Origin of the sequence: Hymenobacter volaticus (genome assembly GCF_022921055.1) — a bacterium.
GTDB lineage: Bacteria > Bacteroidota > Bacteroidia > Cytophagales > Hymenobacteraceae > Hymenobacter > Hymenobacter volaticus.
In genome coordinates this window covers 3,363,315-3,389,235 of record NZ_CP095061.1, presented here as the reverse complement: position 1 = coordinate 3,389,235, position 25,921 = coordinate 3,363,315, and the positions used below count along the sequence as shown (strand labels likewise).

Sequence of the window (25,921 nt, the reverse complement as noted above, 5' to 3'; positions counted from 1 at the left end):
AAAAGGACGGCCTGCTACGCTAAGCGCAGCAGGCCGTCCTTTTTACAAAGAGGTAAGCCGAAGTTTAACTAGCCTGCTGGTCAAGCTTAGAAGCAGCTGCCGTGTCCAAAAACCAATGCAAGTCGCCGTCGGTGGGAGCAATGAGTTGGGCAGGGAAGTTGTCGATGTCTTCCTTGTCTTCCAGAATGTGACGTACCGCGGCAGCTTTGTCTTCGCCAAAAACCAGAAACGCAACAGCGCGGGCCTGATTGATTAGTGGCGCAGTAAAGGTGATACGATGCCCCTTCAACTCTTCCACATATACGTCTTGCACGCTAGCCGACTTGTCGTGTAGTACGGACGTGTGCGGGAACAAGGAAGCTGTGTGCGAATTATCGCCTAGACCGAGCAGTATTAAGTCGAAGCGGGCTTGCTCGCTGTTGAAATGCTGGTTGATAGCGGTTGTGTAAGCTTCCGCGGCTTGGGCAGGAGGGAGGCTGGTATCAACCGCAAACGTCTGGGCGGCGTCGATGTGCAGAGGCTCGAACAAGGCGGTTTTCGCCATCAGGTAGTTGCTCTGTGGGTCGGTGTGCGGTACGTTGCGCTCATCGCCAAAGAAGAAATACACCTTAGTCCAATCCAGTTGGTCTTTGAACGCATCAGACGCCAACAACTCGAACAGCTTTTTAGGCGAGCTACCGCCCGAAAGCGCCACCGTAAAGCGGCCGTGTGCGGCAATAGCCTGGTTGGCCGCTGCCACGAAGTAGTCGGCTAGCTCGTGCAGTACCTCGGTGGTGGCCGGAGAAATGTGAAGCTTCATTAGGCCGGTTTTTTCTTGTTGTTGACGGGGAGCGTGAACCAGTGGAAACCTTCGCGGGCAATGAGAGCTTCCGCCGATTCCGGACCCCACGAATCGGCCGAGTAATTGGGGAAGTTGAGGCTCATGCGGTTTTGCCAAGTGGTCAGGATGGGCATGATCAAGTCCCACGCCTCTTCCACTTGGTCGCCGCGCATGAACAGCGTTTGGTCGCCGAGCATGGTGTCGAGCAATAACGTTTCGTAGGCTTCGGGCGCTTGGTTGGTATAGGTGCCTTTGTAGTCGAACACCATATCTACGGTGTTCAGCACCATGTCCAGGCCGGGGCGCTTGGCTTGCACTTGCAGCCGGATGCTCATTTCAGGCTGAATGCTGATGATGAGCCGGTTGTGGCTGATGTTGTCGGCCGCGGAAGCCGGAAACATGAAGTGCGGTACGTCCTTGAACTGAATGGTAATCACGGACGCCGATTGGTGCATACGCTTGCCGGTACGCAGATAGAACGGTACGCCTTCCCAACGCCAGTTGTCCACGAAAAACTTCACGGCGGCGAAGGTTTCGGTGTTGGAATCCGAGCCTAGTTCGTCGCGGTACCCAGGCACTTCCTTGCCCTCGATCCAGCCGTTGCCGTACTGGCCGCGCACCGTGGAGAGGCGCACGTCTTCGGGCGAAAACCGGCGCATGGCCCGTAGCACGTCCACTTTGCGGTTACGTACTTCCTCGGCATTGAAGCTGATGGGCGGCTCCATGGCGATGATGCACAGCAGTTGCAGCAAGTGGTTCTGAATCATGTCGCGCAGGGCGCCCGAGCCGTCGTAGTAGCCGGCTCGTTCGCCAGCCCCGAGCTGCTCAGTCACCGAAATCTGCACGTGGTCGATGTGGCTGCGGTTCCAAACGGGCTCCAGAATGGAGTTGGCAAACCGGAAGGCCATGATGTTCTGCACGGTTTCCTTGCCCAGATAATGGTCGATGCGGTAAATCTGCCGCTCATTGAAAATCCGGGTCAGCAACTGGTTCAACGCCTTCGCCGATTCCAAATCGTGCCCAAACGGCTTCTCAATCACAATGCGGGTGCGTTCGGCATCCTTGGTGAGCTTGCTCTTGGCTAGGTTTTCGGCAATAATGGGGAAGAAATTGGGAGCCACCGCCAAGTAGTAGATGACGTTGGCGCGGGTGTGCCATTCGGTTTCGTGCTGCTGAATGCGGACGCCAAATTCCTTGTAGGTTTCGGCATCGTTCAAATCAGAGGCTTGATAGAACAGGTTTTGGGAGAAAATTTCCCACTGCTCCGGCTTCACCTTGCCGCTGCGCGAAAACTGATTGATATCCTTCAGCAGATTGGCGCGAAACTCCTCTTCTTTCAGCTTGGTACGGCCTGTACCAATGATGGAGAACTGCGTGGGCAGCCAACCTTCCAAGTACAGATTGTAGAGCGCCGGGGCCAGCTTGCGTGCGTTCAAGTCGCCGGTGCCACCAAAGATGACGAAGATGGTCGGCTGGATTTTCTCGTTGGTATTCATGCCTATTTGCTTAACCGATAACAGATGGAAGGAGAACTACTTGTTCGGAATTACCGGCTGCTGGCTTTGGGGTTCCTCTTCCACCTGCGCGCCCTTCTTGAAGGTTGCGTCTTCATGCTTGGGCGTCCACTGCGTGTGGAAAACGCCTTCGTGCCCGATCAACTCGTACGTGTGTGCCCCGAAATAGTCGCGTTGCGCCTGAATCAGGTTGGAGGGCAGGCGGGCCGTTCGTAGCGCCTCGAAGTAGCTTAGCGAAGCCGAGAAGGCCGGCACCGCCATACCAGCCGCTACGGCGGCCCCTACTACCGTGCGGGCACCGGGCAGCACGCTCGTTACTTGTTTTTGCACGTTTGCATCGAGCAGTAAGTGTTCTAAGTCCTTATTTTGCTCGAAGGCATTGAAAATATCATTCAAGAACACCGACCGGATGATGCAGCCGCCACGCCAGATTTTGGCAATGGTAGCCAGCTGCAAGTCGTATTTAAGGTCTTTCGACGCGCTGGCTAGCAAGTGCATGCCCTGCGCATACGTGACCACCATGCTGAAATAAAGCGCCTCTTCTAGTTGGCGAAGCAGTTCTTCTTTGTCGCCGGAAAGTGGCGAGGCAACCGGCAGATAAAGGGCCGCCAACTGTTCACGTAGTGCTTTGAACTTCGACAGGTCCCGCATCGACACGGCATTGTCGATGGTTGGGATGGGCAAGGCCACGTCCATTGCCGATTGCGAGGTCCACTTACCGGTGCCTTTGGAGCGGGCTTCGTCGCGGATGTCGTCGAGCAGCAGATGGTCGGTGTCGGGGGCTTTGTAGGCGAAAATATCCTTGGTGATTTCGAGCAGGTAGCACTGTAGCCGACCTTCGTTCCACTTCGCAAAGGTCTGGCGGATGGCTTCGTTATCCATGCCGAGGCCGTTTTTCATCACGCCGTAGGTTTCGGCAATCAGCTCCATCAGGCCGTACTCGATGCCGTTGTGCACCATTTTCACGTAGTGACCCGCCGCGCCAGGGCCCATGTAGGCCACGCAAGGCGCTCCGTCAGCTTTGGCCGCAATGGCTTCGAACACGGGCTGCATCACCTTGTAGGCTTCCCGGTCGCCGCCGGGCATCATGCTCGGCCGAAGCGGGCTCCTTCTTCGCCGCCCGATACGCCCATCCCAAAAAAGTGCAGGCCAACCTTTTCCAAGGAAGTAGCGCGGCGTTCGGTGTCGGTGAAGTGCGAATTGCCACCGTCGATGAGAATGTCGCCGGGGCTTAAGTACTGCTGCATTTCCACAATTACGGCGTCTACGATGGCGCCCGCGGGCACCAACATCATAATCGCGCGCGGGTGGCAATGCTTTGTACGAAAGCTTCCGGGTCGGAAAAGCCTTCTACGGCTTTACCCTCGCTTTCCTCCCGTAACAGGTCTACTTGTTTTTGACTTTTATCATAGCCCGCCACGGCAAACCCGTGGTCAGCAATGTTCAGCAGGAGGTTGCGACCCATCGTTCCTAGGCCGATCATGCCAAAGGAGTACTTGGTTGGCGTTTCGCTCATCGTTTTATGAGTTTGGTTTCGGGGCTAGCCCCACGTTGTGTGGAAGTGGAAAAGGCTGTAAGAGCGCTGAAAAGGTACATTCCTTTTCTTTGATTAAACTGACTTCTACCGTTAAGATGCCTTCATTGTTTAGAAAACAACATTCAGGAGAAGCTAGACAGTGGTATAGCAGGAGCAGATTGGCGGCGACTTCTGCATTTTCGAGCACGGCCAGAGGCCTACCGAAGAGTACAGGAGAGTTCGGGGCTGCCATCGTGTTTTCTTGTTGTGTCTTCCACCTTCACTTCAGTAGCAGTGGCGCGAACTTCCCAACGAGTTTTCTGGCTGATTGTGGCGGGGTGGTTGGCGATGGCGCCCATTGCCAGCGCGCAGGTGCTCCGGCGGCCCATTCCCGATAAGCTGGTGGTACTCACTTTCGATGATGGCGTCGTGAGCCACGCTACGGTAGTAGCGCCACTGCTCAAGAAGTACGGTTTCGGTGGCACGTTCTTCGTGTGCGAGTTCCCGCCCGACTTCGCCGACAAAACCAAGTACATGAGCTGGCCGCAGATACAGCAGTTGCACCAAGCGGGCTTCGAAGTGGCGAGCCACACGCTCACGCACCGGCACGTAAACAAGCTCACGCCCCCGCAATTCAAAGCTGAGCTGGACTCGATAGAAAAGCGCTGTGCCACGTACCGCATTCCCAAGCCCACCACCTTCGCGTATCCTGGCTACGATACGCACCCCACTTCGCTGGTGGTGTTGCAAGCTCAAGGCTACCAGTTTGCCCGCGCCGGGGCCGCCGCGCCTACGACCCCACCACCGACCACCCATTTCTGATTCCGAGCTTCAGCACCGCTACTGCCGATAAGCTCGACATCAAAGCTGTAGTGCAGCAGGCCCAGAACGGCAAAATCGTGGTGCTCACGGTGCACGGCGTACCCGATAATGCGCATGAGTGGGTGACGACCCCGCCGGCTCTATTTGAAGAGTACTTGAAGTATCTTCACGACAACCACTACCAAGTTATTGCTCTGCGCGACTTGGCCCAATACGTAAACGTGCCGGAGGCGCTGCGGACCCTGCCGCCGAACTACGAGCACCTGAAATGACCCCAACCTACTTCTCCTTCCCGCCCATGAAAACAACCCGTTCCCTTGCCTTACTCAGCTGCCTTTTGCTGCTTGGAATAGGAGCGCAGGCCCAGAAAGTTCTCGCCACGGGCGCGCAAAAGCCCATGGCCGCCGCCGAATGGATAGATGAAGCTACTGGCCACCGTATTGTGCGGTTAACTGGATTGAGCGGGGAAAACGAAAGCTTCTATTTTCATAACAACCCCTTCCTAAGGAAGACGGGCCGAGAGGGCGACAAGATGGTGTACTACCACAAAAGCCCCCAAGGCAAGCAGCTGTACGTCGTGAACCTGAAGACCCGGCAGAGCGAGCCGCTAACCCGGGCCTTTGCTTCAGTAAGCGGCGAAATAGTGGCTCCCAAGCGTCGGGAGGTGTTTTACCAGACTGGTGACAGTGTGTACGCCACACACGTTGACACCAAGAAGACCCGGCTGGTGTTTGTGTTCCCCGCCGATTTCAAAGCCACCATCACCACACTCAACGCCGACGAAACGCTACTCGGCGGTGCCTGGTCGACGGACGAGGAAAAGGAAATATCCAAGAAGTATCCGGCCAAGAGCGACTTTTTCAACCGCATTTACGAGGCTAAACTGCCACGGACTCTCTTCACCGTGAACGTGCAGACCGGACAGATAGACAAGCTGTTCACCGATAAAGCTTGGCTGAACCACGTGCAGTTTTCGCCCACTGATCCGCAGCTACTCATGTTTTGCCACGAAGGACCCTGGCATAAAGTGGACCGCATTTGGACCATCGACACCAAGAGCAAGGATGTGAAACTGGTGCACAAGCGCACAATGGACATGGAAATTGCCGGCCACGAATTTTTTAGCCCCGATGGCAAAACCATCTGGTACGACCAGCAACTTCCACGCGGCGAAACCTTCTACGTGACGGGTACTGATCTGAAAAACGGGCACGAAAGAAAGTGCCAACTAGAACGCAACGAGTGGTCGGTGCACTACACTATTTCGCCTAGCCAACTGCTGTTTGCCGGCGACGGGGCAACGAAACGGCCGTGGCCAAGGCCCCCGATGGCAAGTGGATTTATCTGCTGCGGCCGCAGGGTCTCAAGTTCAAGTCCGAGAAGTTGGTGAACATGAAGCAGCACCAGTACGCCTTGGAACCGAACGTGCACTTTTCGCCAGACGAGAAGTGGATCATCTTCCGCGCCAACTTCGAGGGCAGCAATCAGATATACGCCGTGGAAATTGCCAAATCCTCTTTGTAGATGTTAAATCGGAGAGCTTTTTTGTCGGGACTTGTGCTGGCACCGTTTGCGCGGGCAGCGGCAGGTTTTTCGGCGGGCCGCCTGCTCGACTTGCCGAAACACAGTTTGTCGAAATTCAGCAAGCACCTGAAACCGGTAGGCCGGGCGCTGGAACTGCCCGATTGGTACGTGTGGTGCAACTCGCCGATTTATGGGCCCGATGGCAAGGTGCACGTATTTTTCTCGCGCTGGCCCAAGGCCAAAGGCATGGGCGGCTGGCTCAACGGCTCAGAAATTGCGCACGCGGTAGCCGAATCGCCGGCCGGGCCATTCGAGTATCTGGAAACGGTGCTGGCGCCGCGCGGGCTGGGCTATTGGGACGCCACCACGTGCCACAACCCGAGCATTCAGTTTGTAGATGGCAAGTACTGCCTGTTTTTCATGGGCAACTCCAACGGCAAAACCGATACCAAGCGCATCGGCCTCGCCACCGCCGATTCGCTCAACGGCCCCTGGCAACGCCCCGACAAGCCCTTGCTCGAAGCCGGTGAAACCGGTGCCTGGGACGACCATTGCACCACCAATCCTGCGTTCATCAAGCACCCCAACGGGCAATATTGGCTGTACTACAAGTCGTGGAACACGCAGGACTATCTCACGGCCAAAGACCCCACCATCCGGGGCAACCGCAAGTATGGGTTGGCCGTGGCCGAGCAGTTGGAAGGCCCATACGTGAAGTACGCCGGCAACCCGGTCATCGACTTCTCGAAGCAAGGCAACAACAAGCAGTTCGAGGACGCTTTTGTGTGGCGCGAGCAGGACCGGTTTAAGATGCTGGCCCGCGACATGGGCGTGTATAACCACGAAGTAGGGCTGTATCTGGAATCCAAGGACGGCAAGGAGTGGACCTTCCCGAAGGTGGCTTTCTTGCCCTTGCGTGAGTACGGTGTGCAAGAGCCACCCGCGCCCAAAAATCTGAAACGCTACGGCCGGCTCGAACGCCCGCAACTGCTTATGCGCAACGGCAAGCCCGAGTACTTGTTCGGTGCTTCGCAAGGCGGCAAGAGCATGACGGCCTCGGCGTTTGTATTCAAAATCACCTAGAAACCAACAAAGCAAGCCGTCATGCTCATAATGCTATGAAGCCGTAACACCTTCTCAGTCTTTCGTGCCAAAGTAACCGTCGTGCTGAATATGTGGCGCCGCAAATTAAGGGCCGAAGCGTCTGACGTGCTGCCATTGTAATACTATTGTCATGCTGAGCGGAGTTGAAGCATTTTGCGTGCTGACCTTGCCCAAGTAATGGGTCATGCTGAGCACAGGCGTAGCCGTAGTCGAAGCATCTCGCTCGAATCGTTGAACCAATAAAGGGTTTACCACCCCAGCGAGATGCTTCGGCTGCGCTCAGCATGACGGGTTAAGTAAACAACCTCAGCACACGAGATGCTTCGGCTGTGCTCAGCATGCCATTCTTGTTTTTCTATTTCTAGTTTCCAGAACTATCTCAATTCATTCTAATGCGCCACAAGCTTCTCTTACTGCTTCTTCTTTCCCCGCTTGCTTCCCAAGCCAACGTCACGCTGCCGGCGCTGATGACCGACAACATGGTGTTGCAGCAGAAAACCGAGGTGGCGCTCTGGGGTGGGCCGAGCCGGGCGAGGCGGTAACCGTGACGGTGGGCTGGCAGAAAGCGCCTCGCAAAGTGATAGCCGACAAAGAGGGCAACTGGCTGGTGCGCGTGCCGACTGTGAAGGCGGGCGGGCCGTACACGATTCAAGTACAAGGCAAAAATCAGCTGACCATCAACAACGTGTTGCTTGGAGAAGTGTGGCTGTGCTCGGGGCAGTCGAACATGAACTTCCCCGTAACCAAGCGCCCTAACAGTGGTTCCTACACCGGCATCATCAACGCGGAGGAAGTAATTCCGAAAGCCAATTACCCTAACATCCGCATGTTTACGGTGGTGCAGAAAGTGGCCGACACGCCGCAGCGCGACGTGCAAGGCAGTTGGGTGAGGTGCAGCCCCGAGACAGTGGGTAATTTTTCGGCAGTGGCGTACTTTTTTGGGCAGGAAATCCACGAGAAAACAAAGGTGCCGATTGGGCTGATTCACTCGTCGTGGGGCGGTACGCCGGCCGAATCTTGGACCCGCAAAGACGTGCTGGAAAAAGACCCGGAGCTGCGCCCGATTCTGACGCGCTACGAGCAAGGACTCACTGAGCGCCCGGCCTACGAAACGGCACTGGCCGCCTGGAAGCAGGAGCGCGAAGCCAACCCGCAAAGCACCCGCCCCAAACCCGCCGAGCCGCTCAGCGCCACCAGCAACAAGTCGCCCTATAAGCTCTACAACGGCATGATTAAGGGGCTAATACCGTACACGTTGCGCGGTGTTATCTGGTACCAGGGCGAGAGCAATGCCGAGCGCGCCTACCAGTACCGCAAGCTGTTTCCGGCCCTCATTGCCAACTGGCGCCAAGATTGGCAGCAGCCTAACCTGCCGTTCTACTTCGTGCAAATTGCCCCCAACCGCAGCCAGAACCCCGAAATCCGGGAGTCGCAGCTGGTGACCATGCAAACCGTGCCCCATACCGGCATGGCCGTCATCACCGACGCCGGCGACTCGCTCGACATTCATCCGCGCAACAAGCAGGTGGTAGGCCACCGGCTGGCGCTATGGGCCCTAAGCCACGAATACGGCCAGACAAAGTTGCCTTATTCGGGCCCTATCTATGAAGCCATGAAAGTGGAAAACGGCAAAGCCCGTCTGCAATTCAAGTACGCCGATGGGCTGCAAGCGAAAGGCGGACCCCTGCGCAAGTTCTCGGTAGCAGGCCCCGACAGCGTGTTTGTGCCTGCCCAGGCGCAGATACAAGGCAACACCGTGGTGGTCTGGAGCGAGAAAGTGAAGCATCCGGTAGCTGTGCGTTTCGGGTGGAGCATTTCACCGGAGCCTAACTTCTACAACGCCGCCGGTTTGCCCGCCTCGCCTTTCCGCACCGATACGTGGCGCACCCAAACGCAGGGAAAGAATTGAATGCTGCGAGTTACAGCTAGCCAGTTGTTCCGGCCCTAGCAACGCGTGTTGCTTGTTAGCTAGCAACGGCAACTTGTGGTAAGCCAAATCAATAGGAAATCGGCTGTTCTGACTGTGCCCTTCGGAGTTGATGCCGCGCAACTAGAGTATAAGTATTCAAGTTGTCATATGCTTTATTGAATAATAAATTTCACTGGAAACAGCGAAGACGGTACGGTACAGGAGAGTTTCGGGGAGGTGATAAAATAGCTTAGCACTGACTAGAGTAGTCATTAACAGCTCTTTGCTTTAAAACCTACCCATACTGCTCATGAAGAAAAACTACAAGCGGCAACACGGCCGGTTCGCGGTGTGCTTGCCCCTGTTGCTGCTGGCCGGTCCAGGAGTAACCGCAGTGCAGGCCCGCTCATCAACCAAGATGGTAGCCGAATGGCAGATAACGGGCCGCGTGGTTTCCAAAACCAATGAAGGCTTGCCGGGCGTAACGGTAGTGCTCAAGGGAAGTACGGTCGGTACGTCTACGGGCCCTGATGGCAATTTCACGCTGTCCGTGCCCGAAAAAGCCGGCACTTTAGTATTTAGTTACATCGGCTTTCAAACCAAGGAGCAAAGCTTTGCAGGACCGGGACCCGTCACCGTGACGCTTGGCGAAGACGTCAAGAACCTTGACGAAGTAGTAGTAGTCGGGTACGGCACGCAGAAACGGGGCGACGTAACGGGGGCCATTGCTTCGTTCAACGCCGAAAAGCTAACCGAGCGGCCTGTAACCCGCGTCGATCAGGCGCTGGTGGGGCAGTTGGCGGGTGTGCAAGTGAAGCAGACGACCGGCGTGCCCGGCCGCGGCTTTTCGGTGCAGGTGCGGGGCTCGGGCTCCATCACCGCCAACAACGAGCCCCTGTACGTTATCGACGGCTTTCCTTTGGAAGCAGCTTCGCAGAACTCGTCGGGCCGCTTCGGGACGGGTAGCCCGCTCGACAACATCAACCCCAACGACATCGAGAACATCGAGGTGCTGAAAGATGCCGCCGCGGCGGCCATCTACGGTTCGCGGGCGGCCAACGGGGTGGTGCTCATCACTACCAAGCGCGGCAAGTCGGGCAAGCCGAAAATCAACCTCAATACTTATGCGGGTTTTGTGCAGGCAGTGCGCAAGCTGGATATGCTGAATTCCGAGGAGTGGGTGGACCGCTCCATCGAAATCATCAACGCCAACTGGGTCAACTCCGGGGCGGGCCGCCGTGCCGACCAGACCACCGCCGAGCGCCAAGCTATTTTGCGCGTCAACACCATCAACCCCACCCTGATGATCGACGACCGGTGGCTGCAACCCGGCCACCCCGGTCTCGACTACGTGGATTGGCAAGACGAGGCGTTCCGAACCGGCTTCACGCAGGACGTCCAACTCTCGGCCAGCGGCGCCAGCGACTTCGTGAACTACTACGTTTCCGGAGACTACCAGAAGCAGGACGGCGTCGTGATTGGACTGGATTACAAGCGCTACTCGGCCCGCGCCAACGTGGAAGTGAAAGCCAGCGACAAGTTTAAGTTCGGCTTGAACATCTCGCCGTCTTACTCCGTCAGCCAAGACCCCGGGGTGGAGGGCAAGGACAACTTGATGCAAAACATCATTTCCACCTCGCCCGTGGTGGAAAGCGCGGCGGGTCTGAACACCAACACCGGCAACTTCACCAACTACGCCTGGGGCTTCACGCGCAACAGCCCGATTCGGGTGCTGGAAAACGCCATCGGCGACACCCGCACCCTTCGGACGCTCGGTACCATTTACGCCGAGTTTCAGCCTATCAAGAACCTGGCGTTTCGCTCCACCGCCAACCTCGACAACACCGACGCCGAGTCCAAGTCCTACAGCCCGGCTTTCGTGAACGGCAGCCTCGGCAACCGGCAAGCCACGGGTTCGTTCAGTTCGTTCCGCAAGCAAACCTTCGTGAACGAGAACACGCTGACCTACACCCGGACGCTCGGCGGCAAGCACGACCTGACGGGGCTGGCCGGTTACTCCTACAACTTCACCAGGCTGAACGCGCAAGCCCTATCGGCTTCCAATGGGTTTGTGAACAGCGCCGTCACGACGCTGAATGCCGCCACTACTATTAGCGGCACGGCCAACAACTACACCACCGAAACGCAGAACGTCCTGATTTCCTACTTCGGACGCTTGCAGTACGCCTACGGCGGCAAGTATCTGGTGTCGGCCAGCATCCGGCGCGACGGTTCGTCGCGGTTCGGTGAGAACACCAAGTTTGGGGTTTTCCCGGCGGCTTCGTTGGGCTGGCGCATCTCGCAGGAGAATTTCATGCAAAACCTGACCCCCATCAGCGACTTGAAGCTGCGGGCCAGCGTGGGCTACTCCGGCAACAATGGCATCGGCGACTACAGCAGCATTGCCACGCTCGGCATCTACAACTACACCTACGGGGGCACGCAGTTCAATGGGCAGGCGCCCAACCGCGTCAACAACCCCGATCTGAAGTGGGAACGGTCGCGCACCTATGATGTAGGTTTTGATTTCGGGCTACTGAAAAACCGCATTACGGGCTCGTTCGACTACTACACCAAAACCAGCAAAGACCTGCTGCTCAACATTCCGATTTTGGCCGGAGCGGGCTTCGCTACCCAGCTCACCAACATTGGGGAGGTGCTGAACCGAGGACAGGAATTGGAACTGACCAGCCGCAACTTTGTAGGTGCTTTCCAGTGGACTACCTCCGTGAACGTGAGCCACAACACCAATAAGGTGGTACGCTTAGGGGCCAGCAATGCCCCCATCCAAGTGCTTTCGGCCTTCGATATTCCCAACAACATCCTGCAAGTGGGCCAGCCGCTCTACAGCATCTACGTGGTGAAGCAAGATGGCATTATCTCCCAGGCTGACCTCGACAACGGCGCTGCCCTCTACGGCGCGCAAACCGTGGGCGACCCGAAGTACGTGGACTACAACGGCGACGGGAAGATTGATGCCAACGACCGCCAGATTGTGGGCCACCCCAACGCCGACTATAGCTGGGGCGTCACGAACAGCTTCAAATACAAAGGCTTCGATTTGAGCGTGCTGGTGCAAGGCCAAAATGGCGGCTCCATCTACTCACTGTTCGGCCGCGCCGTCGACCGTACCGGTACCGGCCAGCCCGACAACGTGCTCGGCCTCTACCGTGACCGGTGGCGCTCCCCGAAGACCCCGGCGCCGGAGAGCGCGGCAAGGCGTACTCCACCTTCGGCCGCATCAAAAACACCGACTGGCTGTACTCGTCGGACTACTACCGCATCCGCAACATCACGGTGGGCTACGACCTCGGGTTGCTCATCAAGAAGAGCGTCGCGCAGGGTGCCCGCATCTACGTAACGGCGGAGAATTTCTTCGGGCACGACAAGTACACCGGCGGCCTCAACCCCGAAGCCGTGAACACCTCCGGCGGCGACGACAGCTTCCCCGTGGGCGTGGACTACGGCGGCCTGCCCTTAACCAAGTCGCTGATTCTGGGGCTTAACGTCACTTTTTAAGCTTCGCCTTACTCCCCTGCAATCCATGAAAAAGACGATATATCTGCTAGCAGCGGCTACCTGGCTTACGCTAAGCGGCTGCGAGAAAGAGCTCGATCAAAACCCCCTTTCCAGCGGCTCGACCCCTACGTTCTACCGCAGCCAAGCTGATTTCGACCAAGCCCTGGCTGCGGCCTATCAGCCCCTCACCGGCTACCCCACCCGGGCCCTCAACCTCTCCGAAACCCGTTCCGACAACATCTACGGCGTCGATGACCTGGGGGTGCGCGACTGGGCGCCGGTCAACAACTTCTCGACGGCCCTGGTCAACAACCCGTACGTTGCGGAAGCCTGGACCACTAACTACCGAGGCATTTTCCGGGTGAACACGGTGCTCGACCAACTGGCCGCCAACGGCAGCGTGGTCAGCGACGCTTCCCGCCCGCGCTTGGAAGGCGAGGCGAAGTTTCTGCGGGCCTTCTACTACTTCGATCTGGTCCGCTTCTTTGGGAAAGTGCCGATTTATGAAGCAGCGCTGTTGCCTGATGCCGTAGCCAAAATTCCGCGCAGCCCGGTGGAAGACGTGTATAAGCTGATCATCTCCGATCTGCAAGCCGCCATCAGTTCGCTGCCCGCCACCTACGACAACGCCGTATCGGCCGACAAGCCCAATGTAGGTCGGGCCACGGCCAACGCCGCCAAAAGCTTGCTGGCGCTGGTGTACCTAACCCGCTCGGGGCCAACTTATGGTATTGAAGGACCCGGCCTGAATACTAATGAGTACAACTTGGCCTTACCGCTGCTCAACGACGTGCTCAACAGCGGGAAATACTCGTTTCTGGCTTCGTACCCCGACATCTTTTCCTACACCAATGAAAACAACCGGGAAGTTGTCTTCGACATTCAGTTTCAGGGCGGTGGCACTGGCCTCGGCAGCGACTTTCCGGGTTTGCTGGTACCCGATGCGTACTTCACGTTTCTGAAAATTCCGTACGCCTCGGGCGGCCTTGAAATCCGGCCTATTGCCAACGACCTGCTGAACTCGTACCCGGCTGGCGACGTGCGCAAGACCTTCAATTTTGCCGAAGGCTACGTGAGCACCACCGGCTTCCGCGAAACTCGCTGGCTGATGAAGAAGTACCTCAACGAAAACCTGCGCGGCCCCGGCCGCCTCGATTGGCCCATCAACTGGATTGTACTTCGCTACACCGACCTGCTGATGATGAAGGCCGAGTGCATCCTGCACGGCGTAGGCGGCACCCAAACCGACGTAGACAATATTGTAAACCAAGTGCGGGCCCGCGCCGGCGTGACTACCAAACTCACCAACGTGACTCTGCCGCAGCTCATGGAAGAACGCCGCCGCGAGCTAGCCGGCGAAGGTTCTCGCTGGCATGACCTAGTGCGCGAAGGATTGGTATTGACTCGCATGAACGCCTGGATTCCGGTGGAAGACACCCGCAACCGCATGAGGCGGAACATAGATGCTACCCAAATCATCTACCCGGTGCCGCAGTCCGAGTTAAGTGCAGCGCCCGGCCTCTACGAGCAGAACCCCGGGTACTAGATATATCTGTTGAAGTGATTAGAACGTCATGCGGTGGCTCTGCCTCGGCATGACGTTCTTTTTTGCTTTATAATCTGAATGTAAGAAGGACGTAGGAACATACCGAAGAAGCACTTTCCAGCCAAGCTTCACCCTATTACCAGTTTGTCGACTCACTTTAATTAGACTGGTTTATAGCAGCTCTAACAGACACAGAATAGGAGGCAATAAGTAAAAAGTGTGAAAATTCTTTGCTTTTCAGCATTAGCGCTGGTTCATCTAGTTAATGGGCTCATAATCGTGATTTTATTCTACATAATGATGAGGATGAACAAGTTGCTAATACCATTTAGCAGTGCTTTAAATTATGCTGGTCATTTCTAAGCTATAGGTGGAACAGATAAAAGTTGGATAAAGCAGGGGAGAATTAATCAATAAAGTGCGTTTAGCGCAATGGTTTGCGGAAAACCACTCATCTGAGGGATGCGGCAAGCGGTACGGTACAGGAGAGTTGCAGGTGAGTAAGTCAATACTTTTAAGTAGACCAGAGCTATAGCCTAGTCTGCATACTAAAACTTTCCCACCTATTGCTCATGAAGAAAAACTACACGTGGCGGCGCGGCCAGCTGGTGGTCTGCCTGCCCTTGCTGCTAGCAGGACCCGGGATTACCTCACTACAAGCTCGCCCTTTAATAAAGGCAGTAGCTGAATGGCAGCTAACTGGTCGGGTGGTTTCTCAGAGCAACGAAGGTCTGCCAGGCGTGACCGTGGTGCTCAAGGGCACTACCGTAGGTACGACCACCGGTGCCGATGGCAACTTCACGCTGTCCGTGCCCGAGAAAGCCGGGACCCTGGTGTTCAGCTATATTGGCTTTCAAACCAAAGAGCAAAGTTTTTCTGAATCGGGCACGCTCACCATCAAGCTAACCGAAGACACGAAAAGCCTCGACGAGGTAGTAGTAGTAGGCTACGGCACGCAGAAAAAGGCCGACGTAACGGGTGCCATTGCCACTCTTGATGCCAGCAAACTCGAAGAACGCCCCATCCTGCGCGTCGATCAGGCTCTGGTGGGAACGTTGGCGGGGGTGAACGTGCAGCAGAATACGGGCTTGCCGGGCCGGGGCTTCAATGTGCAGGTACGGGGCAATGGCTCTATCACGGCCAACAACCAGCCGCTTTATGTAATCGACGGTTTTCCGCTGGAAGGCACCTCGCCCAACGGCAACGGCAACTATGCCACCGGCAGCCCCCTCGACAACATCAACCCCAACGACATCCAGTCGATAGAGGTGCTGAAAGACGCGGCGGCGGCGGCTATCTATGGTTCTCGCGCCGCCAACGGTGTGGTGTTGGTGACCACCAAGCGAGGCAAAACGGGCAAGCCGCAAATCAACTTCAACTTGTACGGGGGCGTTTCGCAGATGGCCAAGAAGCTGGATTTGCTGAGCCCAGAAGAGTGGGTGGAGCGGGCCACCGAAATCATCAACAACAACTGGGTCCGGTCGCAGCCGACCACTCCGGGGGCAAAGCCGCGCCTAGCCAGCCAAACCACCGCCGAGCGCCAAGCTATACTAGGCGTGAACACCATCAACCCGAGCCAGATGATCGATGACCGGTGGCTGCTGCCCAACCACGAGGGACTCGACTATATCGACTGGCAAGATGAAATCTTCCGGACGGGCAAAGTTCAGAACTACCAAGTATCGGCTAGCGGAGCTACCAACAACGTGAACTACTTCCTGTCGGGCAACTACACCGATCAGGAAGGCATTGTGCTTGGGGTGGCGTACAAGCGCTATTCGGCCCGCGCCAACGTGGAAGTGAAAGCCAGCGACAAGCTCAAGTTCGGCCTCAATATGAGCCCCAGCTACGCCATATCGAAAGATCCCGGCGTGGAAGGCAAGGACAACTTGGCCCAGAAGTTTATTACTATGGTGCCCGTGGCGGAGTCTTCGGCCGGTGTGCTCACCAACTACGGCGACAATCCGGTGTATACCTGGGGCGGCAGCAGCATCAGCCCAGTGGGCGAGTTAACCAACCGCCAGCAGCAAAGCACGGTGTTCCGGACGCTGACCACGGTGTTTGGCGAGTATGAGCTGATCAAGAACCTGCGTTTCCGCACCTCCCTCAACCTCGACAACACCGACTCGCGCGCCAAGAGCTACATTCCGAACTCGCGGCTGGTGGGCTCGGGGGCCACGGGCACGTTCAGCGGCTACCGCAAACAGGCTTTCGTGAACGAGAATACGCTGGCTTACAACCGCGTTATCGGGAAACACGATATATCTGCGCTGGCGGGTTATGCCTACAACTTCTTTAAAACCGAATCGGATAGACTGCGGTCGTCGGGCGGCTTCACCAACAGTGCTGTAACCACGCTCAACGGCGCGACCAACATCACGGGTACCGCTGACAACGGTACCACCGAAACGCAAAACGTATTGCTGTCTTATTTCGGGCGTGTGCAGTATTCATTTGAAGGCAAATACCTGGCGACGGCCAGTGTGCGCCGCGACGGTTCCTCGCGTTTTGGCGCCGATAACCGCTGGGGTATTTTCCCGGCTGGTTCGTTGGGCTGGCGCATTTCGCAGGAGAATTTCATGAAAAACCTGCCCGTAATCAGCGAGCTGAAACTGCGGGGTAGCTACGGTATGTCGGGCAACAACGGCATCGGCGACTACAGCAGTATTGCCACGCTCGGCGTGAACCCTTACACCTTCGGGGGCGTGGTCGCCTCGGGTCAGTCGCCCAACAAAGCACCGAACGAGTTGCTGCGCTGGGAAAAGTCGCAGACCATTGATGTGGGCTTGGATTTCGGCGTGCTCGACAACCGCATTTCCGGCTCGTTCGACTACTACACCAAAACCAGCAAAGACCTGCTTCTGAACGTGCCGCGGCCTAGTGCTTCGGGCTACGCTTCGCAGCTGGTCAACATTGGGGAAGTACTGAACCAGGGCCTGGAACTGGAAGTACGGACGCGCAACCTAACCGGCGCCTTCGAGTGGAACACCTCCCTGAACGTGAGCCACAACCGCAACAAAGTAGTGCACTTAGGCGAAGGCGACGCCACCATCGAAATAGCCTCGCCCTACGGCGCTTCCAGCAACCTGCTGATGGTTGGCCAGCCGATGTTCGTGTTCTATGCCATCAAGCAAACCGGCATCCTGAACCAAGGCGACATCGATGGCGGGGCGGCCATCATCCAAGGCCAAACGGTTGGCGACCCGCGCTACCTTGATGCCAACGGAGACCAGGTTATCAACGAGAAAGACCGGGTGATTATCGGCCAGCCGAACCCCAAGCTCACGTGGGGTATTACCAACAACTTCACCTACAAAGGCTTCGATTTGAGCGTGCTGGTGCAGGGCCAGAACGGCGGTAGCCTCTACTCGCTGATTGGGCGCGCCATCGACAACACCAACATGGGCTACAACCAGAACGTGCTAGGCTTGCAGCGCGACCGGTGGCGCTCCGAAGACAACCCCGGCGCCGGGGAACGGGGCAAGGCGCAAGCCAACTTCACGCCCCTGAAAAGTGACTCCTGGCAGTATTCGACCAACTACTATCGGATTCGCAACATCACACTGGGCTACAATTTGGGCAAGGTTATCAGCAAGCGCTACGCACAGGGAGCCCGCATCTACGTGTCGGCCGAAAACTTCTTCGGCCACGATACCTACCGCGGCGGCTACAACGTGGATGCCACCAATTCCGACACCGGCGGTAGCGGCTTCTCAGTAGGCACCGACTACGGCGGATTGCCCCTCACCAAATCAATGACTCTAGGCGTTAACGTCACCTTTTAGTCGGTAGCCAACTAGTATAGTATGAAAAAGACCCTTCTCTCGGCTCTGGCAATTAGCATACTGATGCTGAGCGCCTGTGATAAAGACCTCGAACAAGCTCCTATTTCCAACGGCTCGGTTCCTACCTTCTACCGGACGGCCGACGATTTCACGCAAGCCATCAACTCGGTATACAGTAACCTGCGCGACTATCCCGACCGTCAATTCACCATGTCGGAAACCCGCTCCGACAATATTTACGGGGTCAGCACCCAGGGCATCCGGACGTGGGAGCCCATCAACAACTTCTCCACTACTATTGCTTCCAACGAGTACCCGGCCGATACCTGGACCACCGATTTCGTGGGGGTATTCCGAGCCAATGTGGTGCTCGATCAAATTGCGAAAAACGGGTCGTTGCTGGCGGATGATGTCCGGTTGCGCACCGAAGGCGAAGCCAAGTTTCTGCGGGCCCTGTTCTATTTCGACTTGGTGCGCTACTTCGGCAAAGTGCCGCTGGTAGATACCCCGCTCGAGCCGCAGGAAGTGGTGAAGATTCCGCGGACGCCGGTGGCGGAGGTCTACAACCTCATCATTTCTGACTTAGAAGATGCCATCCAGAAACTGCCCGACTCGTACACAGCCACCAACGTGGGCCGTGCTACTAATGGGGCGGCCCGGGGGCTGTTGGCGCTGGTTTATCTTACCCGGTCGGGCCCGACGTATGGCATTGAGGGTCCTGGCCTGGGCACCAAGGACTACGATGCGGCGCTCACCTTGCTCAACCAGGTTATTGCGAGCGGCAAATACGATTTGCTAACGGCGGCGGGCACGGCGGCCAACGCCTACGCCAACGTGTTTTCCTATACCAACGAAAACAACCGCGAGGTTCTTTTTGATGTCCAATACATAAGCGGCGGCCTTGGGGCAGGAGCTTCTTTTCCGTCTATCCTGCTGACCAACAACTATTTCCAGTCGATTGGAGCGGGTACGGGTTTTGGCACCGGTGACGAATTGCGGCCACCTTCCAACGACTTGGTAGCCAGCTATGCCGCTGCCGATGTTCGCAAGAACGTGACAATGCAAATTGGGTATACCACGACTAGCACGCCCGTAGCAGTGGAAACAAGGCCGGCTTTCAAGAAGTACGTGAACGGCGCCTTGCGCGGCACCTCCCGCACCGACTGGCCCATCAACTTCATCGTGATGCGCTACGCCGACATTCTCTTGATGAAAGCCGAGGCCCTGATCCGCAAAAACGGACCTAACGCGGAAGCAGACCAACTCGTCAAGCGCATACGCGACCGGGCTGGCCTAACGGGTTCCGTCCTGACCGGAGTTACCTTGGCGCAACTCATGGAGGAACGCCGCCGCGAGTTTGCGGGGGAAGGCTTGCGCTGGCACGATTTGGTGCGCTCAGGCGAGGCCGTTACGATTATGAATGCTTGGGTAGCGAAGGAAGACACGCGCACCCGCATTCGCAAGCCCCTGAACACTGCGGATCTGCTTTATCCGGTGCCTCAAAACGAGTTAGCGGCGTCCTCTTACCTCTATGAGCAGAACCCAGGATACTAAGTTGTAAGGCATGTTAGCTCGGCCTATGTGCTCTTTGGGTTTCCTGAGGGTACTTGGGCCGGGCTTTTTACTGACTAATGAATGAGCGAAAGCCCCTTAACCAGATGTGCACAAGCGTTGAGTAGCTTTCGATTACGGCTGTGGCTGCTTGGCGTAGCCTTGTTGCTTGATTTGCCGCTGCTAGCGCAATCGGAGGTGCCAACGGTACCCGAGCTGCCGCTCTGGCACGGCCAGCAACGCACCCTGCGCTACCAGCCCGACGGCACCGACTTCGTTATTCGGAACGGCACCAAGCGCTTCACCCGGGCCCTCTATGGCACCAACACCGCGTTCCGGGTGGAAACCGGTGACTTGCCGGAGTTTGCGCTGTATCTGCCGGGCATGGGCGGCAACCTGAAATTCGGGTTGCTGAGCGCCGATGGGCGCAGCAAATGGCTTATCGCCGCCGAAAACATTGTGGCTCGCTACCGGCCGGGCGCCATGTTCTACGAAATTTCCGACCCCTTGCTAGGCAAAGGCAAGCTGCAATTAGAAGTGCAAGCCATGGCCGAGGCCGAAGGCCTGTTAGTGCGGGCGCAGTTCACGGATGTGCCCGCGGGCCAAGTACAACTGTTATGGACCTTCGGGGCGTTACGGGTAAGAAGTTCAGCCGCGACGGCGACATCGGGGCCGACCCGGAATCGAGCTTTTACCTGAAGCCGGAATACTGCCAAGGCAATGAGTTTCAACTGCAACGCAATGTCTTCACACTCACCTACGGCGTAGCGGCCAAGAAGAAAGAAGGCGAAACAGTAGCCAGAATCGATAAAAAGAGCTTGGTAGGAGTGGTGCCGCCCGGCGCCACGCTGCACGTTGCCGATGCCGCACAACAAGAGTCGCCGACGCAGTTTGCCGCTTCCAAAGGCTCCGCTGCACCGGCGCTTGCCGGTACCGTGAAAGTGAAGGCAGGAGAGCCGCTGTACTTCGCGGTGCAAGTGCCGCAGCAAGCCACCACGCTACGCTACGCTGATTTGCCGAAAGCCCTGGAGCAGGCAGAAGCTGCCCGGCTGAAGCTGGCGGGCCGCATCAAAGTCAGCACGCCCGATCCATACATCAACACGGTGGGCGGGGCGCTTAGTATTGCGGCCGATGCCATCTGGCAGTCGCCGAGCTACATGCACGGAGCTATTGCCTGGCGGATGCCGCTCAACGGCTGGCGCGGCGCCTACACCGCCGACCCGCTCGGCTGGCACGACCGAGCCCAAACGCACTTTCGGGCCTACGCCAAGTCGCAGCTCACCAGTCCCGCTACGGCCCCCGTAGTCATGGATACGGCCCTGAATTTGGCGCGCCACCAAGAGAAGCTAGGTACGTCGGTGTTCAGCAGCGGCTACATCAGCCGCAACCCCGGCGGCGACTTCCGGCCTCATCACTACGACATGAACTTGGTGTTCATCGACGAGTTGTTGCGCCATTTCAACTGGACCGGTGACCTGGCTTTTGCCAAGGAAATGTTTCCGGTGCTACAGCGCCATTTAGCCTGGGAGAAGCGCAACTTCGACAAAGACAATGATGGACTTTATGATGCCTACGCCGCTATTTGGGCTTCCGATGCCCTGCAATACAGCGGCGGCGCCGTCACGCATTCGTCGGCTTATAACTACCTGGCCAACCTACTGACGGCGGAACTGGCGCAACGAATCGGTGAAAATCCGGCGCCGTATCGGCAGGAGGCTGCCCGCATCAAGCAGGCCCTCGACCAGCGCCTCTGGATGCCCGCCAAAGGCTGGTACGCTGAATACCAAGATGCCCTCGGCCTCAAGCAGCTGCACTCCGCCGCTGGTATCTGGACCGTCTACCACGCCCTCGATTCGCAGGTGCCCGATGCCTTCCAGGCCTACCAGGCGCTTCGTTACGTGGATGCTGAGATACCGCACATTCCCGTCCGGGCCGCTGGCTTGCCCGATGAAGGCTACTACCTGCTTTCCACCACCAACTGGCAGCCCTACGACTGGTCGATCAATAACGTGGCTATGGCGGAAGTGCTGCATACCACGCTGGCTAATTGGCAGGGCGGGCGCACCGAAGAAGCGTTCAAGCTCTGGAAAAGCGCTCTGCTGGAAAGCATGTACTTGGGTTCGAGCCCCGGCAACTTCCAGCAGGTTTCCTTCTACGATGCCCACCGCGGCGAACTGTACCGCGACTTCGCCGACCCGGCGGGCATGGCTTCTCGCTCGTTGGTGGAAGGCTTGTTTGGCATCGTGCCCAATGCGCTGGAAGGCGTGCTTACGGTTCGTCCCGGCTTACCAGCTGCTTGGAACGAAGCGGCGCTGACCGTGCCGGATGTGGCGTTTGATTTCCGCCGCCAAGGCCAGCAGGACATGTACACCATCACGCCCGCCTTCGCCAAACCGCTGAAGCTGCGCCTACAAGTGCAGGCTCGTGCCGTAGCCGCAGCCGTAACGGTGAACGGCCAGCCGGTGCAATGGAAAAGCGTAGCAGAAGCCGTGGGCCAGCCCGTCATCGAAATCAACAGCGAGCCGGCGGCGAAATACGTGGTGCAGATTCAGTGGCAAGGCGATGCACCGGATGCCGTAGCGCTGGCTCAAACCTATGTGCCCGGCTCTGCACTAGCAGTCCGTTTTCCGCACGCTATGGTAGGTAAAGTATTCGACCCGCAGCAGGTTCTTCGTGATGCCAAACCCAATCAGTCAACCCTGGTGGCGCAGGTGGCCGGCCTGTCTGGTAGCCGCACGGCGTTTATACAGCTCCAACAAGGCAGCCTGACCTGGTGGGCGCCGCTGCCTATGGAGGTGAAGGAGGCCGTTACCATCGTGCCCGAAAATGAATCGGCAGGTGGCCTGCGCTTCCGGTTGCAGAACCACACCTCTGAGGCCCTAAGCGCGAAAGTGACGGTGAATACCGGCAAGAACGCTCTGGAAACTACCGTGCAGGTGCCGGCCAACGCAGTTTCCGATGAAGTGCAGGTGCCGGTTGCCAACACCGTAGTTGGCAACAATGCGGTGCTAGTAGAATGGGGGCAGGGGCAGCGCGTTTCGTCCACGCTGATGGATTGGAATGGTACCGCCCCAACCACCGTCGGCAAGGCGCGCCACGAAACCGTGAACCTGGCTTCGTATTTCAACGATAAGGTGACGCAGATTTTTCAGAACAAATACCTTTCGCCGCGTCCCGTTGGTCCTACCTTGCAACTTCCCACGCAAGGCATTGGCAACTGGTGCTACCCGCTCACACAAGCCACTATTGACGATGCTGGATTGCGCCAGCTAGCCGGCGTCCGCAACGAAATCAAGTTGCCGTGGGGCGTGCCGTTGCGCACGCCGGGCACGGCCGGGGAGAAGAACATTCTGTTTGTGTCACAGTGGGACAATTACGCCGAGCAGGCTACCGTGCCGCTCCGCGGCAAAGCCTCCCACGCCTACCTGCTCATGGCGGGCTCCACCAACCCCATGCAAAGCCAACTCACCAACGGCGAAGTGCTGATAACCTACACCGACAAGACCACCGAAACGCTGCCGCTGCGCAATCCCGACAACTGGGCGCCCATCGAGCAGGACTATTTGCAGGACGATTTTGCCTTCACCACCGGTGCCCCCAAACCCTTCCGCATCCACCTTAAAACCGGCCTCATTACCCGCGACTTCAAGCAGTACACCAGCATCAAAGGCTTCAGCACCCGCGCCATCGACGGCGGGGCCGCCAACATCCTCGACCTACCCCTCAACCCCAAGAAGAAACTCAAAAGCCTCACCCTAAAAGCCCTTTCCAACGATGTAGTAATCGGGCTGATGAGCGTGACGCTGGTACGCGAATAACCTTTGAAAACGATGAGGCTACTTGAAGGAAAGCTAAAACTAGCTTCTAGCCAGCCTCAAGCTTTAGCCTAAGTCACGCCGCAAAAAAATCTATGCTTCCATTTGCGCAGTACGAGAACCTAATGCCCTCGAAACGTTCCTCTATGCCACCTCTCCCCAAATTGCTTTCAAGTCTGTTGTTGCTCAGTACCATCCAGCCCTTGATGGCGCAAAAAACGCCCATCGACCGGAAGACGCTGGTGGAGCGCCACATTGTCGTGAATACCACGACCGACACCTTGTCGTCTTTGTCGGTGGGGAACGGGCAGTTTGCTTTCACGGCGGACGTGACGGGCTTGCAGTCCTTTCCGATGTATTATGAAAAGGGCGTGCCGCTAGGGACGCAGTCGGAGTGGGGCTGGCACAGCTTCCCGAACAAAGAGGGCTACAAGTTCGAGCAAAGTTTGCGCGACTACGACCTGAACGGCCGCAAAGTCAGCTACTCGGTGCAAGTGAAAACCGCCGGCAACAAGGAAGCCGTGGATTTTATGCGTGCCAATCCACACCGCTTGCAATTAGGTAATCTAGGATTTGTGCTGGTGAAAAAGAGCGGGAAGCCGGCCACCATCAAAGACCTGCGCAACATCCGGCAAACCCTCAACCCCTGGACCGGCGAAATCAAAAGCCATTTCACGCTGGAAGGCGTACCGGTAGACGTCGTGACCGTGGGGCACCAGCAGCAGGACGCCGTAGCGGCCCGCGTGGAATCCAAGTTGCTGCAAACCGGGCAGTTGAAAGTAGCGTTGCGCTTCCCGTGGCCCACTGCTGGCTGGGCCGATATGGGCACCGATTACACTCACACCGATCAGCACAAATCCAGCATCATTGAATCGAATAAAGGCGCGGCTCTGCTCACGCACCAACTTGATACCACCAAGTACACGGTGGCGCTAAGCTGGCAGCAACCCGCCACGCTAGCCGCCGGCCAGGCACAGGAGTTCATTCTCACACCAGGCAAGCAAGGAGCAGTGCTGGAATTCGGTTGCCGCTTTTCGCCGCGGCCTGCCGAAGCGGCCACATTTGCCGCCACACGCACCAACAGTCAGCAACAGTGGCCGACGTTCTGGAAGAGTGGCGGAGCCGTTGATTTCAGCGGCAGCACCGACCCGCGGGCCAAGGAACTGGAGCGGCGAATTGTGTTGTCGCAGTACCTAACCAAGCTGCAAGGCGCGGGCTCGCAGCCGCCGCAGGAAACAGGGTTGGTGCTAAACAGCTGGTACGGCCGGCCGCACCTCGAAATGCACTGGTGGCACTCGGCGCATTTTGCCTTGTGGGGCCGCCCCGAATTGCTGGAGCAAAGCCTGGTCTGGTATGCTCGCCCCGACGTGCAGAGCGTGGCCCGCGGCATTGCGCAGCGCCAAGGCTATGACGGTGTGCGTTGGCAGAAAATGACCGACCCTTGGGGCCAGGAAGGGCCCTCGTCGGTAGGCGCGTTTTTGATTTGGCAGCAGCCGCACTTCATCTATTTCGCTGAGGAAAGCTACCGTGCCCACCCCAATCCGGCCACCTTGAAACTGTACCAGGACCGGGTAGCAGCCACCGCCGATTTCATGGCGTCCTTCCCATTTTATGAGAAAGACAAAGACCGGTACATCCTCGGCAAAGGCGTGATTCCGGCGCAAGAGCGGTTTAAAGCCGAGGAAACCTTCAACCCCACCTTCGAGCTAGTGTACTGGAATTGGGCTCTGAACACGGCGCAGCAATGGCGCATCCGGCAAGGCCAACCGCGCAACCCGAAGTGGGACACCGTACTACAGAAACTCTCGAAGCTGCCGCAAGCCGGCGGCGTGTACCTGGCCACCGAAAGCGCCCCCGATTCTTATACCAACCCCGAATTCAAAACCGACCACCCCTCGGTGTTGGGCGCGCTGGGCATGATGCCCGCCACCGGCCAAGTCGACCCGGCCACCATGCGCCGCACCTTCGACCTGGTGTGGAAAGACTGGAGCTGGGACAAAACCTGGGGCTGGGACTTCCCCATGACCTCCATGACTGCTACCCGCCTCGGCCTCCCCGACAAAGCCGTGGATGCCCTGCTGATGAAGGTGCAGAAGAACACCTACCTGCCCAACGGCCACAACTACCAGGAAGACCGCCTTCCCATCTACCTGCCGGGCAACGGGGGCCTGCTTGCCGCCGTGGCCCTCATGTGCGCCGGCTACGACGGCTGCAAAGAAGAAAACCCCGGCATCCCCAAAACCGGCTGGAAAGTGAAATGGGAAGGCCTAAGCAAAATGCCTTAACAAGTGCCACCCTTTCTATGGCTAGAAAATTAAGACTAATTCATCTCAGATGAGGCGAGGTTAGTAGTGATTGACAATCGTTGCCGCCGCCGCCAAACTAACCACACTACCTGTCATGCTGAGCGCAGCCGAAGCATCTCGCTAGTGTAGTAAACCTTGACTCCTGCTCAACAATTTGCGCGAGATGCTTCTACTGCGCTTAACATGACGG

The 25,921-nt window shown here is 57.4% G+C and carries 19 protein-coding genes and 1 pseudogene; 15 read left to right on the top strand and 5 right to left on the bottom strand.

The window, feature by feature from the left end; all coding sequences use genetic code 11:
- Positions 1-64 precede the first annotated feature (64 nt).
- From pgl to MUN86_RS31805, 5 genes are read right to left on the bottom strand one after another with little or no spacing between them, the layout of a single operon-like run.
- Complete coding sequence (pgl, locus tag MUN86_RS14635) at positions 65-799, bottom strand: 6-phosphogluconolactonase (RefSeq protein ID WP_245118787.1); 735 nt, start codon at positions 797-799, stop codon at positions 65-67.
- Positions 799-2,316, bottom strand: a complete 1,518-nt coding sequence (gene zwf, locus MUN86_RS14630; RefSeq protein WP_245118785.1) for a glucose-6-phosphate dehydrogenase — start codon at positions 2,314-2,316, stop codon at positions 799-801. Before zwf ends, pgl begins: the two co-directional genes overlap by 1 nt.
- A gap of 36 nt (positions 2,317-2,352) precedes the next feature.
- On the bottom strand, positions 2,353-3,423 hold the full coding sequence (gene gnd / locus MUN86_RS14625; RefSeq protein ID WP_311181713.1) for an NADP-dependent phosphogluconate dehydrogenase: 1,071 nt from the start codon (positions 3,421-3,423) through the stop codon (positions 2,353-2,355).
- Complete coding sequence (locus MUN86_RS31810; protein WP_311181712.1) at positions 3,420-3,629, bottom strand: NAD(P)-binding domain-containing protein; 210 nt, start codon at positions 3,627-3,629, stop codon at positions 3,420-3,422. The genes gnd and MUN86_RS31810 overlap by 4 nt, the downstream gene beginning before the upstream one ends.
- Entirely contained in the window at positions 3,626-3,850 is a 225-nt protein-coding gene (locus tag MUN86_RS31805) for an NAD(P)-binding domain-containing protein (RefSeq protein WP_311181711.1), read from the bottom strand. Before MUN86_RS31805 ends, MUN86_RS31810 begins: the two co-directional genes overlap by 4 nt.
- Before the next feature lie 267 nt (positions 3,851-4,117).
- Here MUN86_RS31805 and MUN86_RS14620 point away from each other — a divergent pair, with 267 nt between their 5' ends.
- The 15 genes and pseudogenes from MUN86_RS14620 to MUN86_RS14555 all read left to right on the top strand — a co-directional run bounded on the left by MUN86_RS14620 (position 4,118) and on the right by MUN86_RS14555 (position 25,710).
- Entirely contained in the window at positions 4,118-4,672 is a 555-nt protein-coding gene (locus MUN86_RS14620) for a polysaccharide deacetylase family protein (protein WP_245118783.1), read from the top strand.
- 50 nt (positions 4,673-4,722) lie between these two features.
- Positions 4,723-4,944 (top strand): hypothetical protein, encoded by a 222-nt coding sequence (locus tag MUN86_RS14615; RefSeq protein ID WP_245118782.1) that lies wholly within the window; start codon positions 4,723-4,725, stop codon positions 4,942-4,944.
- A gap of 26 nt (positions 4,945-4,970) precedes the next feature.
- Positions 4,971-6,062 (top strand): oligogalacturonate lyase family protein, encoded by a 1,092-nt coding sequence (locus MUN86_RS14610; protein ID WP_245118781.1) that lies wholly within the window; start codon positions 4,971-4,973, stop codon positions 6,060-6,062.
- A 2-nt stretch (positions 6,063-6,064) separates the two neighbouring features.
- Positions 6,065-6,196, top strand: a complete 132-nt coding sequence (locus MUN86_RS31230) for a hypothetical protein (protein WP_280640524.1) — start codon at positions 6,065-6,067, stop codon at positions 6,194-6,196.
- Positions 6,197-6,229: 33 nt separating this feature from the next.
- A complete protein-coding gene (locus MUN86_RS14605; RefSeq protein WP_245118779.1) occupies positions 6,230-7,279 on the top strand; it encodes a glycoside hydrolase family protein in 1,050 nt (349 codons plus the stop codon).
- Positions 7,280-7,692: 413 nt separating this feature from the next.
- Positions 7,693-7,842: a hypothetical protein gene (locus MUN86_RS14600; RefSeq protein WP_245118778.1), complete on the top strand. Its 150-nt coding sequence runs from the start codon at positions 7,693-7,695 to the stop codon at positions 7,840-7,842.
- A 2-nt stretch (positions 7,843-7,844) separates the two neighbouring features.
- The gene (locus tag MUN86_RS14595) at positions 7,845-9,209 is read left to right on the top strand and encodes a sialate O-acetylesterase (protein WP_245118777.1); all 1,365 of its coding nucleotides are present in this window, start codon (positions 7,845-7,847) and stop codon (positions 9,207-9,209) included.
- A gap of 310 nt (positions 9,210-9,519) precedes the next feature.
- Positions 9,520-12,570: a SusC/RagA family TonB-linked outer membrane protein gene (locus MUN86_RS14590; protein WP_245118775.1), complete on the top strand. Its 3,051-nt coding sequence runs from the start codon at positions 9,520-9,522 to the stop codon at positions 12,568-12,570.
- Positions 12,507-12,728, top strand: coding sequence for a hypothetical protein (locus MUN86_RS14585; RefSeq protein WP_245118773.1), 222 nt, complete (start codon positions 12,507-12,509; stop codon positions 12,726-12,728). The genes MUN86_RS14590 and MUN86_RS14585 overlap by 64 nt, the downstream gene beginning before the upstream one ends.
- Positions 12,729-12,753: 25 nt before the next feature.
- On the top strand, positions 12,754-14,274 hold the full coding sequence (locus MUN86_RS14580) for a RagB/SusD family nutrient uptake outer membrane protein (RefSeq protein ID WP_245118772.1): 1,521 nt from the start codon (positions 12,754-12,756) through the stop codon (positions 14,272-14,274).
- A gap of 572 nt (positions 14,275-14,846) precedes the next feature.
- Positions 14,847-18,059, top strand: a complete 3,213-nt coding sequence (locus MUN86_RS14575; protein WP_245118771.1) for a SusC/RagA family TonB-linked outer membrane protein — start codon at positions 14,847-14,849, stop codon at positions 18,057-18,059.
- A gap of 21 nt (positions 18,060-18,080) precedes the next feature.
- Positions 18,081-19,613 carry a RagB/SusD family nutrient uptake outer membrane protein gene (locus MUN86_RS14570; protein WP_245118770.1) on the top strand — a complete coding sequence of 511 codons (1,533 nt, stop codon included), beginning with the start codon at positions 18,081-18,083 and terminating at the stop codon, positions 19,611-19,613.
- Positions 19,614-19,694: 81 nt separating this feature from the next.
- Positions 19,695-20,590 (top strand): annotated as a pseudogene (locus MUN86_RS32410) (DUF4450 domain-containing protein); the annotation flags it as partial.
- Positions 20,591-20,767: 177 nt separating this feature from the next.
- The gene (locus MUN86_RS14560; RefSeq protein WP_375379505.1) at positions 20,768-23,428 is read left to right on the top strand and encodes a GH116 family glycosyl hydrolase; all 2,661 of its coding nucleotides are present in this window, start codon (positions 20,768-20,770) and stop codon (positions 23,426-23,428) included.
- Positions 23,429-23,571: 143 nt separating this feature from the next.
- On the top strand, positions 23,572-25,710 hold the full coding sequence (locus tag MUN86_RS14555; protein ID WP_245118765.1) for a hypothetical protein: 2,139 nt from the start codon (positions 23,572-23,574) through the stop codon (positions 25,708-25,710).
- Positions 25,711-25,921 lie beyond the last annotated feature (211 nt).

Coding starts and splice junctions, on each gene's coding strand:
- pgl (WP_245118787.1), bottom strand. CDS start 799: ATGAAGCTTCACATTTCTCCGGCCACCACCGAGGTACTGCACGAGCTA.
- zwf (WP_245118785.1), bottom strand. CDS start 2,316: ATGAATACCAACGAGAAAATCCAGCCGACCATCTTCGTCATCTTTGGT.
- gnd (WP_311181713.1), bottom strand. CDS start 3,423: ATGATGCCCGGCGGCGACCGGGAAGCCTACAAGGTGATGCAGCCCGTG.
- MUN86_RS31810 (WP_311181712.1), bottom strand. CDS start 3,629: ATGATGTTGGTGCCCGCGGGCGCCATCGTAGACGCCGTAATTGTGGAA.
- MUN86_RS31805 (WP_311181711.1), bottom strand. CDS start 3,850: ATGAGCGAAACGCCAACCAAGTACTCCTTTGGCATGATCGGCCTAGGA.
- MUN86_RS14610 (WP_245118781.1), top strand. CDS start 4,971: ATGAAAACAACCCGTTCCCTTGCCTTACTCAGCTGCCTTTTGCTGCTT.
- MUN86_RS31230 (WP_280640524.1), top strand. CDS start 6,065: ATGAAGCAGCACCAGTACGCCTTGGAACCGAACGTGCACTTTTCGCCA.
- MUN86_RS14600 (WP_245118778.1), top strand. CDS start 7,693: ATGCGCCACAAGCTTCTCTTACTGCTTCTTCTTTCCCCGCTTGCTTCC.
- MUN86_RS14590 (WP_245118775.1), top strand. CDS start 9,520: ATGAAGAAAAACTACAAGCGGCAACACGGCCGGTTCGCGGTGTGCTTG.
- MUN86_RS14580 (WP_245118772.1), top strand. CDS start 12,754: ATGAAAAAGACGATATATCTGCTAGCAGCGGCTACCTGGCTTACGCTA.
- MUN86_RS14575 (WP_245118771.1), top strand. CDS start 14,847: ATGAAGAAAAACTACACGTGGCGGCGCGGCCAGCTGGTGGTCTGCCTG.
- MUN86_RS14570 (WP_245118770.1), top strand. CDS start 18,081: ATGAAAAAGACCCTTCTCTCGGCTCTGGCAATTAGCATACTGATGCTG.
- MUN86_RS14560 (WP_375379505.1), top strand. CDS start 20,768: ATGCACGGAGCTATTGCCTGGCGGATGCCGCTCAACGGCTGGCGCGGC.
- MUN86_RS14555 (WP_245118765.1), top strand. CDS start 23,572: ATGCCACCTCTCCCCAAATTGCTTTCAAGTCTGTTGTTGCTCAGTACC.